Here is a 15,433-nt window from a genome sequence, read left to right on the forward strand (position 1 = left end):
ATTATTTTTATTGTTGTTCACTAGAAAATTGAAACTTAATAGCGTTATATGAATTATTACCTACTGATCCTGACACTATCTTAGCCCTGATCTCTCCGGCTGTTGAAATTCCAATCTGCCATGTACGGTTAGCAGGTGTATTGCCAAATAAACCTCCCGGAACCTCTTCATATAGAAAATAGTCTGGTTTAGTAATACAGCCGGACACATATCCTACAGTAACATAACTACTCCAATAGTCGGCATTGATAGGATATCCAGAGAATGAAAAATCAAAATATACCTTTGGAGCATTAGGTAATTTATATATTTCTGGGACTGAAGGGTGAGATCTACGGATAAAATTATTCGCAAAAGATAACGTACATATCGTTTTAGGTGTACATGGCAAGCTAGCATTCGCTTGACTTTGCCCTGTGGTATTGATTTCATTTTCGGCCTGTTGATCTGCATCGGCCTGGCTTATGACTGAAGAATATGTATATTGTGGAACAACATAACTATACTGTCCACCATCTTCGCTATAAGCATTACAATTATTACGTGACAAAATCCTGGTTATTTTACGATTATAAAATTTTATCGGCGCATTTCCATATTTTATTTCTTTTATAAAGTTATTGTCTTTGTCCAGTATCTTCGATAACCTATTGGCTAGATCATATTTGTAATATTCTCTAATGCCATTGGGTAAGGTCATAGACGTTACTCCTATTCCTGGATCATAAGTATATGTTGTAATTTCATAGTTTTTCAATTGTGCATTACTTCTGAAGGTATCTAGTGCGGCTATTAATGCGCCTTCTGTTGATATATCAACATCTAGATTTGATTTTTTAATAATATCAAGATTTAGATAATCTTCATAATTAGCCGGATCCAGATTGAAAGCCATAAGGACCTGATTATAAGAAGCCCCTTTAATTTTTGCAATTGGAAGGTTTTGATGATATCCGTAAATTGTAGTTTCCGGAACTGTGTTCGCTTCAGTTTCTAATACATTTCTAAATTCTCCGAGCGTATTAATTTTAACACCATCTTTAAACGTCGTCCCATTCAGAGATGTCTGAGTCGTGTATAGCACATTTTCAGAATCAGATCCGTAATAGGTGTAAAAGCTGCCCATAACATCTGTTCCAATAAATAATTTTGGCCTATTTAAATTCTTATATAAATACTTAACAATAGTAGATTTATTATTTTTAGTTTCTTTCTCTTCACATATTTCTGAAAGCCTGTTCAATGATACAAATGAATTATCTGTTTCGTAGCAGTACTTAAGTTCGTTTGAAAAAATACTGTTATCAGGAAAAACAGTCGATACTTTTTTCAATAGATTTAGCTGATTGTATGTATTTGTAGTATTGGTTGTCACAGTATTATTATTGAAATAGTCTTTATTAAGAGTATTCTGCAATAAGTAATCGTATTTTCGAAGCTTATACAATGATCCAGCCGGCTGCCATCCAGTGTTATCATCTTTCAAAAATTTATATTCCTGTACTTTTAGATCATAGGTATAATTATTTTCTTTTAGTAGTACATTACTGCTATCATATGTCTTCTCATTTAATAAATATCCGTTGATTTCTGAAAAATCTTCTTTTTCATTGAAAGGATAATAATCTTTGGTATTATTGGTATAATACACCATGTTTTGGTTCTGGGAATGATGGTATATTAGACTATAACTCGAAAAAATATTTGACTTATAAAATACATTTCCCAATTGAAAGCCTGTATGGTTATTATCCTTAAATAAACTGTACTTTGAAACCGTATATCCTTTGGAGTTTCCATTTTCATCGTTCTTCACCTTTTTTACTTCATCATAGTAGGTAATAGTAGATGCTTCATCTAAGAAATTAAGTTTTATAAAGTCACTAAAATGAGGTGCATTCTGATCAAATCTTGTAGTATTATCAGGGTTATAAGTTAGCCTGTTAATTCCGGTATTCATATAAACATGTCCTACTCCATTGCTATTCTGACCATAATAAAAATCGGTTATGTTCTTTTTACCTGATTCTACATTCTCAATTGATTTGATACGAATTCCTCCTGAAGGCCTTTTTACTCCATAATACTGAATATAATTGGGCTCATAAATAAAGTTGGTTACCCCACCCATACTCGTCATAATACTTTTTAACGACCCAATACTTGTATTATTGAATTCAGGAGTCTTATCTCCAAAGTAACCGGGCCTCAAAGGATAATTTGAATAATAATTTAAAATAGAGACTTCAGATCCTGTATAACTCTGCCTCGGATAGAATGAAACAGGACCTAAATCAACATTATTTCTCCCATCATCCGGATAATAATATAATTTATGAAAAAAATTTAATTCTGGGTTTTCTTTATAATAATTCCATAAGTCCCTCTTTGTAGTCTGTTTATCCGGTAATACATTCAGATCCCCATTATAGGTTAGATAATATTTAATAATACCTTCGTCTCCAACCTTTTGAGTGATGGAATTAAGAAACAGCCTTTTGTTGGCATATGCATATTTAGCACTGTTGCTCCCTCCATTTGAAAATGAATAAAAGTAATCAAAGTCAAAAGTCTGTATTTTTTTAAAAGTATCTGGAATTGAATTCGGAAAATATGTAAAGAAGTAATCAAGCCCTAGTAATAATCTAGGACCAGTATAAGTCCAAACATCAATACTTTTAATTTCTTTATATTGTGTATATGTATTATTAAATATATCTTCTCTTAAGTTTCCCTCATTAAGATAAACAATTTTATCCTTATTACTTATAGATTTAATAATTGGTGTAGTTGTCACCAGTGCAGATTGTAAAAATCTAAAATGCGATACAGGATAGCTTCCTCCAAACGGAGAATATTCCCACGTTATGTAACCGTAGTCTTCGTTATTAGGATAAATTATATAATCGGATGTGTAGGGTTTTTTACCGTAAGCAGGAGTGATTGAGTAAAGCTCAAGATTTTTATAGGTAAAAGATATAGTCTCCTCATGAGTATTGGTAATAAGATCCAGATACCATGATTTAGTGAATTGCTTTTTAAAATTATCAACATGTGACTGATCATACCCTGCACATAAAAGGCCTAAAACAGGAGGTGTTTCTATAGAAGCTGAAATATCTTTATTTTCTAAAATCCCTGCATTTTCAAACTCTGTCTTTAGGTTGCTTAGCTTACGTTTTTCTTTATTACTGAATTTAAACTTTGTCCCGTTTTTATCAATAACTTCGAATGAAGCAATCTCTCCATCCTGTTCTACATGACTTATTCTATAATTATCATCAGAGCTGATCACAATCTTCTTATCAAGATCGAAGAAAAATTTAAAGGCTTTATATCCTGGAATTATGACCGTAAAAACATCCGGTTCATAATCTTTAAGAAGTCCAGGGTCATCCGTAGGAGGAGTAAAAAATCTAGGTGGTTTAAAAAAATGCGAAGATAATCCGTTGGTAGTAAGATCAGCTGACACTGATAATGGGATATTGGGATAACCGGCCTCATAAGCAGGAAGAAAGTTTTTAACTCTGTCTCTATTGTAAAAATATCCTACATTCTGCATCTGACTGAGTTTAGTACATCCTCCTAGATTACTTTCTAAAATAACCATTTGGGGCAGCTCATCAGGCAAACCTTTAATTTCCCTTGAAATCAACCCTACTGCATTAATATCCCAGTTTACTCCGAACAGATCGGCATCTCTGTTTATTTTTACTCCGGTAGAGTTATGCTTAAGCTTAACATCTATATTAAAATTTTCAATGGAAATATTTGTAATCGGTATTGAAATATCCACACTTCCTGTATTTCCTGTTGAAAAACTTGAGGCATCCAGTACCGATTGTGTGATCTGACTATTACTATTAAATTGATCCTGACCTTTATAAGAATGAGACAAGCATAATGCGGGAATAAACAAATAAGTACCGAGTGTATTTCGTAGGCTCGCCAGATTGATTTTTTCTTTCTTCATTACTTTTTAATAATTTTAGAATTTGCAGTTTTATTTGTATTGGTTTTTACTGTTACCAAATATGCTCCCTGCACCAGTGACTGGGTATTGATTTTAGTAACACTATTCTTCGTTTTTAAGTTTTGTAGCTGCCTTCCACCCATATCATATAGATTGATCTCCGCTTCTTTAAAATCAAAGCCAATTTCTACATAAGTATAATCTGATACAGGGTTTGGATAAATCTTGATATCTTGTTTTTCTATCAGTTGATTAACTTGTTTATCCCCTAGCTTTACAATCTTCCAGTTTTCCTTTCCGAGTTCTGTTGCACTAGTTCCAGCTAAAATTATGGAACCATCTCTATTAAATTTCAAATCCGAAAGTCTCTCTTCTCTCTGTCTTGACTCCCCACTCACATGTTTTCTCCACTGTTCGTTTCCAGCTTGGTCTAAGTATAAGATCCAAAAGGTCTCATCCTCAGCTTCTATTCTTCCTTCGGCCTGGGTATAACCACCTAATAGAATTCCTTTTGTTTTATCTTCTGCAGAATGAATTGCGCTCATTCCCATTAAAACATCTCTGTTCTTAAAATTGTAAGATTTCTGCCACTGCTCATCGCCTCTTTCATTTAAAGAAATTAACCAAACATCGGTTCCTTCCTCTATTCCTACGGTTTTATTTCCTGATCTTTCAGATCTTGATTCTCCACCAATGATATATCCATTTGAAGTTAAAGCGAGAGTTCTTAAATGATCATCTCCTTTTCCACCATAGTTCTTTTCCCATTCTACTTTTCCATCTTTACCCAGTTTAATGATATAATAATCGCCTTCACCAAAGTTTTCAGTTTGTTTTGATCCATTAGCACTACTTCTTGAATAAATCCCTAATAATGCTCCACCATCTTTCGTAGGTATCATTTTTTCTACCTCATCTAAACCTCTTCCACCTAAAACAAGTTGTGAAATCTCTTTTCCATTTTTATCAAGTTTGATGATTAAAATATCCTTTGATCCGTAACCTTTAAATGAGTTTTGAACATTACCTGCTACAAAAAATCCAAGATCCGTTGTTTGAATAACAACTCTCGCTTCTTCATCAGCAGAAGTCCCTAACGTTTTCTGCCATAATTCATCACCAAATTCATTGATTCTGATCACCCAAATATCTGATCCACCCTTAGAATTTTCTTTTTTATCTAATCCTTTTGAAGAATAAGTGGTTCCTGAAAGAAGGAATCCTCCATCCTGCGTAGCCACTGTAGCGGATAAATAATCATGATTATTTCCTGCAAAGTATTTCTCCCAAACCTGATCTCCCTGCTGGTTTAGTTTCACTAAGTGGAAATCGTACCCGTTATTTTGTTTACCTTCTGTCTGAAGATTAGATGCCTGAATGGCATTTCCCGTAATTAAATATTGCTGATCGATTGTCGTAGTCACTTGGCTTAGGAAATCCTGTGTACTGGATTTAATATCTTTTTGCCATAAAACATGCTGGGCAGATACTCCCAAATAATTGCATAAGAAAAATGCACTTATATAGAGTTTTCGCATTAGTTATTAGTTTTTAAAATTAGGGCACGAAATTAATATATTTCGATAATTGGTGAAACATCTGTAACAACAAAATAAACATGACATTTATCACATTATATCATTTTGAGACAAAAATAAATTGTATATAGAAGCCAAGCAATACATTATCTTGAAAAAATATAAAGTTTAGATTTTTTCATGTACCACCTTATTTAATTTTAACAACGATATACTGTGAATTTCCTTTTAATACATTTATTTCCAACAAACGAATTAATTGATTTTAAGAAATTGTAATCCAATATAAAGTGCTGGCACGCAGAGTTAATAGAAAACTTTCCTATTATAGAGCTAGCGGTTATTGTATTGCGGGCTCAAAAGTTTAACTCAATTATTAACCATTTAAATATAGCAAGAAGAAATTAAAAAAGCCGATGATATAACTCAGTGGATTATTGCTTTACAGAATGGTGAATTTTTAAAGAAAAAACATATCTATTGATAGATAAATCAGAAATTACTTGGAATATTCATTTTCTGCCTACAGTTTTCAGCCAGCTTTGATAAATCGGAAACCAAACTCGATCACCATTGGACCCGTTGCATAGAATAATGATGCCGCTTTTAGTTGGAAGATCCAAAAACATAGCCGCACTCCAGCCTGCATTTTCACCCGTATGTCCTATGGTTCTGAAACCTTCATAATTCATAAACCGATAGCCCAGACCGCTTTCGCCCTCCTCGGATGATGGATGAACGGGCGTTTCCATTAGCTTAATGGTTTTCGGTTTCAAACTTTATTGAGTTGATTAGAATCCGGTATAATAGACAGCTCTGCAAAATGTGCCAAATCTTTAATAGTAGTCTGAAGACCTGCCGCTGCTTTTTCAGTAAAAATTTTGTTTTTTATAGGTTTGCCCTGTTCGTCATATGCCGTTGCTGCGATTGCCATCATTTCTGTTGTCCATTCATAGCTTGTATGTTTCATTCCAAGTGGCAGAAAGATATTATTCGCCATATAGGTGGAGAAATTTTGGTTTGTTTTCTCTTCTAAAAGTAGTTGTGCTAAAGAATAGCCTCCTCCGGAATAATCCCATTTAGTTCCCGGCTCACTGATGAGATGTACGGTTTCACCATTCCGTTTGGTTTTTCCGCTCAGTGATTCTTCCAGGCTTAGCAGTGGGCTTCCTTCAGCTGATCCGCCATAACCATGTACCGACAGTCCTGCGGTATGGCTTAAGATTCGTCTCAGTGTTACTTTTGATTTATCAAACCCAGAGTCAGGCAGGTGCCATCGGGTAAGAAATTAGTCAACAGGATCGTCCAGTTGTAAAAAACCTCTTTCTGTAAGTTGCATAAAGCCCCACGAAGAAACCAGCTTGGAGATAGAACCAATATTAAAAATTGTCTCAGAAGTTACAGGTTTTTTTCTTGCCAGATCCGCATACCCAATTGATTGTATCCAGGCGATCTTTCCATCCCGTATCACTGCTACCGCAGTACCGGGAACTTTATTCTTTAAAGTAAGTTGCTGACCTAATTTTTCAATTTCAACATATAGAGAATCTGTCTTATATGGAATTTTATTCTGTGAAAATATTGCTGTCGAACAAGAAAAAGACATTCCCGAAAAAACAATTATCAAGACACTAAATTGCTTGGCTTTATTCCGATATCCTTCCATATTAGCATCCAGGTTATATTTAGAGTTCACTAAATCAAATGCACCTTGGTAATTCTTCGCTTTTACTAACTACCTGAATTCTTTTCTTGTTTGCTTATCAATCAACAAATTATCAGAAATTTTATGCATTGTATGATTGAATAAAGCCACAATACCGCGAATCTTGACGCCATCCCAAAAATTCTCTCCTAAAAGAGCTGAACCTACACTCTTAAAGTTAAAGAGCATAAGAATTATGTCCTAATGAAGTTAGCAACTCCAGATTTCAAATTTTTATTATTTTGTGTTTTACAGGAAGTTACAGCAACAAAAACACCTATTAAAAAGATTCTCATTTTTTTGTTTTTTTGCATTACTATAACTAGATCTATCTTTTAAAGATTGCCCACAACCTATATATCATAATAAGCATTTAATGCATCTCCCGGTTTTAATTGGTTATGTAATAATGAATTTATTTTACCTCTTTTAACTCTCCATCAACTATAGTATAAAATGTATATTTTCCTTTTGACCGTTTTATAATATAATAATCATTCTGTTCATATCTAGATAAACCATTGTCAGCTCTGTCTCCGTTTAATTTGGATTGAGCAAATAAAAGTTCATTTTTAAATTTTCCTTCTTTTTCTTCGTAGGCTTTCCTTTTTAAAGGTATATCATAAGCATTTTTTTCTTCATCGTAATACGTAAATTCAATGGCCTCAGTTTTATTACTCTGTAAAATGGTAACTGAAGGCGCCGGAATATAAGGAGAATAAACTTTCCAATTGAAAATGATAAAATCATCTTGCTTTCCTTGTAGTGAAGATAGTAAAGTGACTGAACTATTTGTAAGATTATCAAAAAAAAGTCCTCGGTCTTCACATCCCTTAATCATTAATCTGAGAAAATCTTTATTTTCGTTAGTTTTTTTAATACTATTAATTCCCGATTCTTTAACACAATATTGATAAGAAGATTTCTTAGCATCTGAAAAAAAATTGTTAATCTCCTTATTTTGAGCATAACAAGATTGGATCGAAATCAAAACGAATAAGATCATAAAAAACTTATGACTATTTCTTTGTTGTATGTTTAGTATTTTCATAATAATTATATCTTCTTTTTAAAACTGATGAACCGACACCAGGAGTCCCATATACAGATTTTGCTGCAAATTCTCTATCTGTAGCTTCATTTCCGTTACGTCCATTATATTCAAAAGGAGTAGTCGCTGATTGGTAATAAAAACTATTTCCAGAACAGTCAATTAGAACAGTTTGCAGATCTAAACCGCCAAAAACTGCAGGATTCACTGTATAAGAAGTTCGCAGAGGGAGATTGTTTTCTGCACGGATCATATTCTCTATATGTGATGCAAAAATTTCTCCTCTGCTTACGTTAAACCACCCTCCTTTCAAATATCTGTTTTTATCTTTTTTATGTGCTAATTCATGCCCAAGGCTCACAAAGAAAGGAGAATCAATAAGACCTGCTCTTGTTGGAGTTTTATTTTTAGCATCTGGATCAATTTTCAAAGGATCTGATAACTCTTTCCCTGCATCGCCCGCATTTCCTTTATCATATACAATATTTACATCATTTTTATCATTGTCGAAATATGAAACCAGCTCTTTACCTGCATCTCCACCATTTTCCAAGGCATGAAGTCCGGTAACAATTCCCAAAACATTTTTAGATACCTTATTTCTATCTGCAGCTATCCATTCTCCCTCCACTTGTTGTTGAATTTGTCCATCAGAATAACGGTAAGTATTTTGTCCTTCCGAAATATTTATCCACATCCCATCTGGATCAATAAATCGTATTGGGTTATTTATGGCATAATTATAAGGAGAAAAATTTTGCCCTTTTTCCGCCAATGGATCAACTACCCCCCATCTTCCAAGATCTGCCATATAGAACCTCGCCCCATAATCATACATTCCAGTCTCTTGCAATTCCTTCCCATTATATTTGTAATTACGATATCCTCCTAAACTGGATTTACTTCCGCCTATATGGTTTGCGCCAAAAGCATAATAGTTATTCGTATCTGTAATTTCAAGAATTCCATCACTGTTTTTAGCATAACTTACCCTTGCATTTCCCAGATGATCTCTATACTGGTAAATATAGCGATTTTCTGTGAAGCTATAGAAACCTTCAGAAGTTGGAACAAAGTCGAGAACCCATTGTGGAGTTATGGGTTTTGTAGAGTCAATAAGACCACCATCCTTAAAAGCTTCCTGCTCAAATGCAACACTTGTACGACACCAGGTACACTGAGTAATTTCAGAATATGTGTACTGAAAGCCATCCAAATAATCGGTTATATTAGTCGTTATCGTGGGATTCCCTTTATTCCCTCCACTAGTATTGGTTTTACGAACCTTCACGCCATCTGCCCTGTATAAATAATCCAATCCAAAACTGCTAACTCCGCCAAACGGATTACTCTGTGTGATGGAATATGAATCCGATAAGCTAAGGTAGTTATAACCAATTGCATTGATACCTTTATCTTTCATATTGATCATATTTCCATTAAGATCATAATCAATAATATTATTTCCGCTTTCATATCCCGTATCATTCAATGCTGATTCTACAACCTTATCTAAACGGTTTCCTGCGTATTGATAGCTCAGATCATCTACCTGTACAAAAGTCGTTCCCGGTGATACAGGAGAAGCATTTCTTTTTAATGTCATGATATTCCCGTTAAGATCATAACTCAGATACTCATCAAAATAACCCGTATTTCCCGTCGAAGGTTCTTTATAAAATGCATTAGTTAACCTATTCAGCGTATCATATTCGTAATTATAACGTTTCAGTAGATTTTCCGATCCGTTATTCCAGTCAATCTCAGCAATGTTTCCATTGAATTTTCCGGTGCCCTGTGGGTTCACAGGATTATGGTACTTTATTTCATATCCAAACAACTTTCCGTTCAGATTAGCAGGATCATTGATTTTAGTCAGCCAGCCTCTAATATTGTATTTATAATCTATCTGCTGCAACGGAGAAGCTGCTGCAATGCCTCCTACTTTTTTGGATGATAACTGGGAAATTTCGTTATACGTATTTTGAGTCAGATATTCTACGGGATTACTGTCTACCTGGTGTTTATGAACTAATAGCCTGTTCTGGCTGTCATATTCAAAATTTTCATTAATCACCCTTTCTATATCAGTAGCAAGCCTTTTGTGTCTGGTAACGATCTGTTGCGGTAACCCAGCAAAATCGAGTTTGGATTCTATCCTGGTATAGCCACCCAAGTGATTAATAGAATGGCTTCCAATTACTCTTCCTTTCTGATCATAGTAGGTGTAATTTTTCGTCCAGTTGTCGTCTTCAATATTCTTCACAAAGCTCATTACAGGAAGTCCTTTGGTACTTTTTCCATCTGATGTGGCGGTTCCTGTTAAGACAGTTATTTCAGGGGTATTCGTTGGAAGTACAGGATTGAAACTGTACCCAGGATAAGAATCATAATAGTTTACAGCTAATAAAGTAACCCATTTAGAGGCATTGGGATACGTAACACCCGGATCATAATAAATATCCATTCCTTGCCTATTAAAGACAACTGAACCAGTCCGTAACATATGACCTGAACCGTCAGCTAACATTTGTTCTGCATTTCGCTCTCCTCCGGTAGCTATACCGCTGATAACCACTCTTCCAAACTGATCATACTGGGTGTAAAGCCATTGCCCGTTTTTATTTAATTCGGCATCCTGAGTTCCTACAACTCTGTCCTGTTTATCATACACCATAAATTCCCAGCCCTTGCCAGGAAGCTTTTTTTCAACTAAGCGGCCTCTTGCATCATAGCGGTACTGGTAGCAAAGAGTATTGAGAAGATCATCCGTAATAGCCTGATGGACAGCCTTGGGAGGAATTACAAAAGCCAGCTGGTCATATTCATTATACACATAATATGTATCTACATGCTCTGCAGAGCTTTTTACTTTCCTTACCAATAAAACTTGCCCCTTTTTATTTTTGAATTCTATAGTTTCATTTCCATCCTCATCCTTTATTGAATTTTTATAGAGTTGATTAGGAGCATAGACTGTGGCAGAAGATAAAATCGGTTTACTTTTTGTAGCTCCGTTTTCCCATACATTTTGAATGGTAATAAACTGATACACCTCATTGAAATCATTAACCTGGTAATCAAAATTAACAGGTTTATTACTCCAATCAGCACCTACCTGGACCTGCTGCTTAATTCTATCCAAAGGAGAGTTTTCAAAAATCTTTTCAGAATAGATCTTTTCAGAAACATAGGGGCTACTGCTAACATTAGTCAAAGGATCAGGAGTAATTGCTCCGTTCAAAGTATTTCCCTGAGGAACTGGAAGATAATCTTTTACCTGCCTTCCAAAGGGATCATATTCGATATGAATTACAACATCACGTCCCAAAGGAGAGCCCTTTACGTTAACTAATTGTTTTGGTCTTCCCAAGCCATCAAAATACTGAACCGTTTCCGACAATTTTGTAGGCGAAGTTCCATTATAGTCAAGATAGGTTTTGGTATGGATATAATTTTCCGTAGAAGTAGCCTGCCCAAATATCAGGTTGGACAGAAGCAGTACTCCTGCCGGAATAATAAGCTTTTTCATGAATTCGGATTATGGTTTGTAATGGTAATTAATAGTTTTTAATAGTTTCTTTATATTATTTTCAATTATAAAAACTTCCGAAAGTCTTCCAAATTGATCATAACTAAAATATTCTATTTGGCCATTAGGACTCGTTACACTTGTTTGTTCCTTATAGAAAGGATCATAAGTGTAAGTCGTCATCATTGCATCAACAGGATAAACCCTGACTTCATCAATATAAAAATACCCTTGGCCTATATTGTAATTCTGCCCTGTAAGATTGACAATATTTTCTACATATTCCCAAGGTGAAGTATCACTGGATTTCCCCCAATAGGAAACAATAACTTTATCATAACCAAGCGAGGCATCCGGAAGTTTAACATTATATTGACCAACATGTGATTTACTTCCTGTTTTTGCCTGAGCAGTATTTATATATTCTTCATCGTCTTCAAAACTTGTATGAAATGGTATAGTCTTATTAATATTTACTGTATTGTATATTGTGAAATTAAAATTGTTTTCAACCGAACCTTGGTAGCCATTATAGCCAATATTGGTGAGTTTGATTTTATAAGTTCCGGGTTTAAGAAGAACAGACGGTGAAGTAAACAAATGATTATTACCTGCAGCAGGAGTAGTATCTGTAAAAGTCATAGTCCCTACACTGTTATTAATATTCTCAAAAGATATCTGGTACATGACTGAATAGTTTTCAGGGTACCTCTCATAAGTTCTGTCTATTTTGTAATTCTTCTCTTCTGTAATTGTAAAAGTTCCTAATTCATAAGAGGTATTTCCCATGGGAATGTATAAGCTGTTACTAATAAATTTATCTTGATTTTCTGTCCCTGGCTGCGAAACTAAATTAGAGTTTTCCACCATGGCGATGGGTAACGTATTTCCATAACCCCACAAATAAGTTACTGGAGTACCATTTTCTTTTTTCAAACTGTTTACATTTCCTTTTTTATCATATGAAATAAACCTTATTCTATCTTCTAATGGTGTTAAAATATCTGTCTGTTCCTTTATTAGTTCGGGCTCTATAATATTGTTACCCCAGTTTTTATACAAAGTCTGTGTTTTGTGTATTTGTTTATTGTTGTTTTTAATGCTTTGCTCTATTACAGGTGTTAAGATATTTTTATTTAACATCGTCTGATAAGGCTGGGAAGAAGAAAAATCATATGGGTATTTATATTGCGTCAAGATATTATCGCCTAAACTATTAACTGTAGATGATTCTTTGGGCATTAAGTTATGTTGATTATAAACGTAATGTATAGAGTCTGTTACAGATTTATTTGGATTTAACCTATCATAAACCGTTTTCAGGGTGTATTCTAATAATGTTGCTTCCTGAATTGCTTTCGTATCAATAGCTGCTATTGAGTTACGGTATTCTATTGCAGATTGTAAACATAAGCTACTCATCGTACACGTTGTAGATGGTGCGTTACATAGGCAACATAAATTGGGACCACTTACACTTGCACTGATAGCTTGGAATGGTCTAAGAGTTTTGTATATAATATCATGTGTAAATTTGATACCTGTTGTGTAAGTCGTGGTAAAGTAAGTACTATAATGATTGTATTCCGTATACAATTTTTTGTTGGTATTATCAAATATATCCTTTTGCATTAATTTCGGAACAAAGTTTCCTTTATCGTAATGATAGGGATGATAGTAATGTGGCGCTTCCCATTGATAGGGATGATCATTTATTTCATAATTAGATGGAGAATAGGGTAACCCATATGAATAAACATTTTTACCAATATTATTTGCAGGTGTTCCTAAGTATTCAGTAACATTAGTGTACATAATCGGCAAACCAGGCGCTACATCCATTAATATAATAGGATTAGAATATACCAGGTCAATTTTATAGTTTGCCAAGCAAGGTGTAGGTGGCAAGCTTGGGTCGCTAGTGAGGCTTCTTTCTTCAATGAAGCCTTGAATATCCCTAAAATATTTGTATTGTGGGGCATTATACATGGCTCCGTCATATACGTAAGACTTCACCTCAGGATTGGGATCGCTGTCACTTTTGAAATTAGAAATCTTCTTAACCCTGAAACCACCTAAAGCCCCCTTCTTTTGCCAATCATATTCTCTATAGTAATAAAGATTATCGGAAGAAAACCGATCAAATTCAAACACAGTCTTACCACCTGTAGGATATTTGATTTCCTGCAACATACACGCTGAAGCTAACCCATTAGATAAATCCGCATCTCTTACAGCCCCATAAGAATTTTGCTCAGAACTATTCCTAATATAATCCCGTGGAACACTACTGGTAGAATTCTGTCCATTAGAATAACCCCAGAAATCTTCATTAAATTTCATCGTGGACATCTTTTGCGGATATGGAGGAAGCATTGTACTTTCATTATACTTAAATGAATATTTTTCTACTTCAGCATTTCCCGGAGATGATATTGTTAAATAATCCAATCCAAGTCTTCTGTCTTGTACGGTAGATCCAAAATATTTCTCAAAAAATTGTATTTTTTTATTTATAATAGTAGGAGAAGACTTTAAGCTTATGGAAATACTTTTTAGCCGCTTCATTTCAGAGAAATCATTTCTTGTATCATAACTGAAAGTGATTACTTCCCGATCAGTAACAATTGAATTAAGAACTGGTGTTGTAAAATCAGAAATAGTAGCCCCCTGATAAATGAGTGACCCATAAATTTCTGGCGTACAGACCATAGTATTATAATTTTCCAGACGACCTCTATGGAAGCTACTTGTTATTCCTATCGATGACTGTGGACTTTGCTGGGTATAATTAAAATTAATGCTCTCAGTCCCATCTGCAGACATTATTTTCGTTACATACCATTCGGAAGAATTATCACTAATAATATATGGAGTAAATGTATATATATTCCCATTTTCATCAGTAATTTCAAATGAACGATCCTTCGCTGGCGTACTAGAAAGGTAAGTGAAATTTTTTCTAATCTTAATTGGACGGTAAGGTAATGTTATGACACTGTTCTCATTTTCATTGAAAACTGAATAATCATATACAAATACCCCGGATTCTCCACCGGGGATTTTGTAAAAGTAACGGTCACTCATAGGATCCTGTTCATCGACAAATATTGTTGTCATAAAAGTTTCAAAATCCAAAATACCTTTATAATTTTGGCTGCTGCATTCATAATCACGGTAATGATCTTCTAGATCCTGCAGTAATTGTGCTGAATTACTATACTTTCGAACAGTACTCTTTGCCTCATCTCTTCTGCCATTTGTTGTTCTGGATATCAATCCTTTACCATTAAAAACCCAACCTAAACCCACTTCAGATGCAATATCATTAACCTTTATGCCAGAAGCATGATAAGAAACAGACAATGGTAACGTCAGCTTTTTTCCTTTAATAGTATATAACGGAATATCAATATTGGGTACTCCTGTACTGAAATCTACCGGTATTTCACCATATCTCATGAAATTTTGTGCTGAAGGAGAAGCCGGAATAATTTTAGGGAGTTCGTAGTTTTGGTAAGCTTGTCCATTGACTGTGATAACAATAAACAATGCAATAACTTGTATAATTATCTTATTATATAACTTTATAGTAGGGTCTAAAAAAAGACTTACTAATTTTTTCTTTCTCATT

At 34.3% G+C, this 15,433-nt stretch carries 6 protein-coding genes and 1 pseudogene; all 7 read right to left on the bottom strand.

What is annotated here, in order from left to right; all coding sequences use genetic code 11:
• Window positions 1–7 precede the first annotated feature (7 nt).
• The gene (locus tag J7E44_RS04660; protein WP_214826045.1) at window positions 8–3,973 is read right to left on the bottom strand and encodes a DUF5977 domain-containing protein; all 3,966 of its coding nucleotides are present in this window, start codon (window positions 3,971–3,973) and stop codon (window positions 8–10) included.
• Window positions 3,973–5,511 (bottom strand): T9SS type A sorting domain-containing protein, encoded by a 1,539-nt coding sequence (locus J7E44_RS04665; protein ID WP_214826047.1) that lies wholly within the window; start codon window positions 5,509–5,511, stop codon window positions 3,973–3,975. Before J7E44_RS04665 ends, J7E44_RS04660 begins: the two co-directional genes overlap by 1 nt.
• Window positions 5,512–6,023: 512 nt before the next feature.
• Window positions 6,024–6,263 (bottom strand): serine hydrolase, encoded by a 240-nt coding sequence (locus J7E44_RS04670; protein ID WP_214826049.1) that lies wholly within the window; start codon window positions 6,261–6,263, stop codon window positions 6,024–6,026.
• 20 nt (window positions 6,264–6,283) lie between these two features.
• Window positions 6,284–7,177, bottom strand: a pseudogene (locus J7E44_RS23890) (serine hydrolase domain-containing protein).
• Window positions 7,178–7,631: 454 nt separating this feature from the next.
• A complete protein-coding gene (locus tag J7E44_RS04685) occupies window positions 7,632–8,267 on the bottom strand; it encodes a hypothetical protein (RefSeq protein ID WP_214826053.1) in 636 nt (211 codons plus the stop codon).
• Complete coding sequence (locus J7E44_RS04690; RefSeq protein ID WP_214826055.1) at window positions 8,236–11,799, bottom strand: DUF6443 domain-containing protein; 3,564 nt, start codon at window positions 11,797–11,799, stop codon at window positions 8,236–8,238. The genes J7E44_RS04685 and J7E44_RS04690 overlap by 32 nt, the downstream gene beginning before the upstream one ends.
• 9 nt (window positions 11,800–11,808) lie before the next feature.
• Entirely contained in the window at window positions 11,809–15,432 is a 3,624-nt protein-coding gene (locus J7E44_RS04695; protein ID WP_214826058.1) for a hypothetical protein, read from the bottom strand.
• Window position 15,433: the final 1 nt, after the last annotated feature.

This window comes from Chryseobacterium sp. ISL-6, from assembly GCF_018613715.1.
GTDB classification, from domain to species: domain Bacteria; phylum Bacteroidota; class Bacteroidia; order Flavobacteriales; family Weeksellaceae; genus Chryseobacterium; species Chryseobacterium paludis.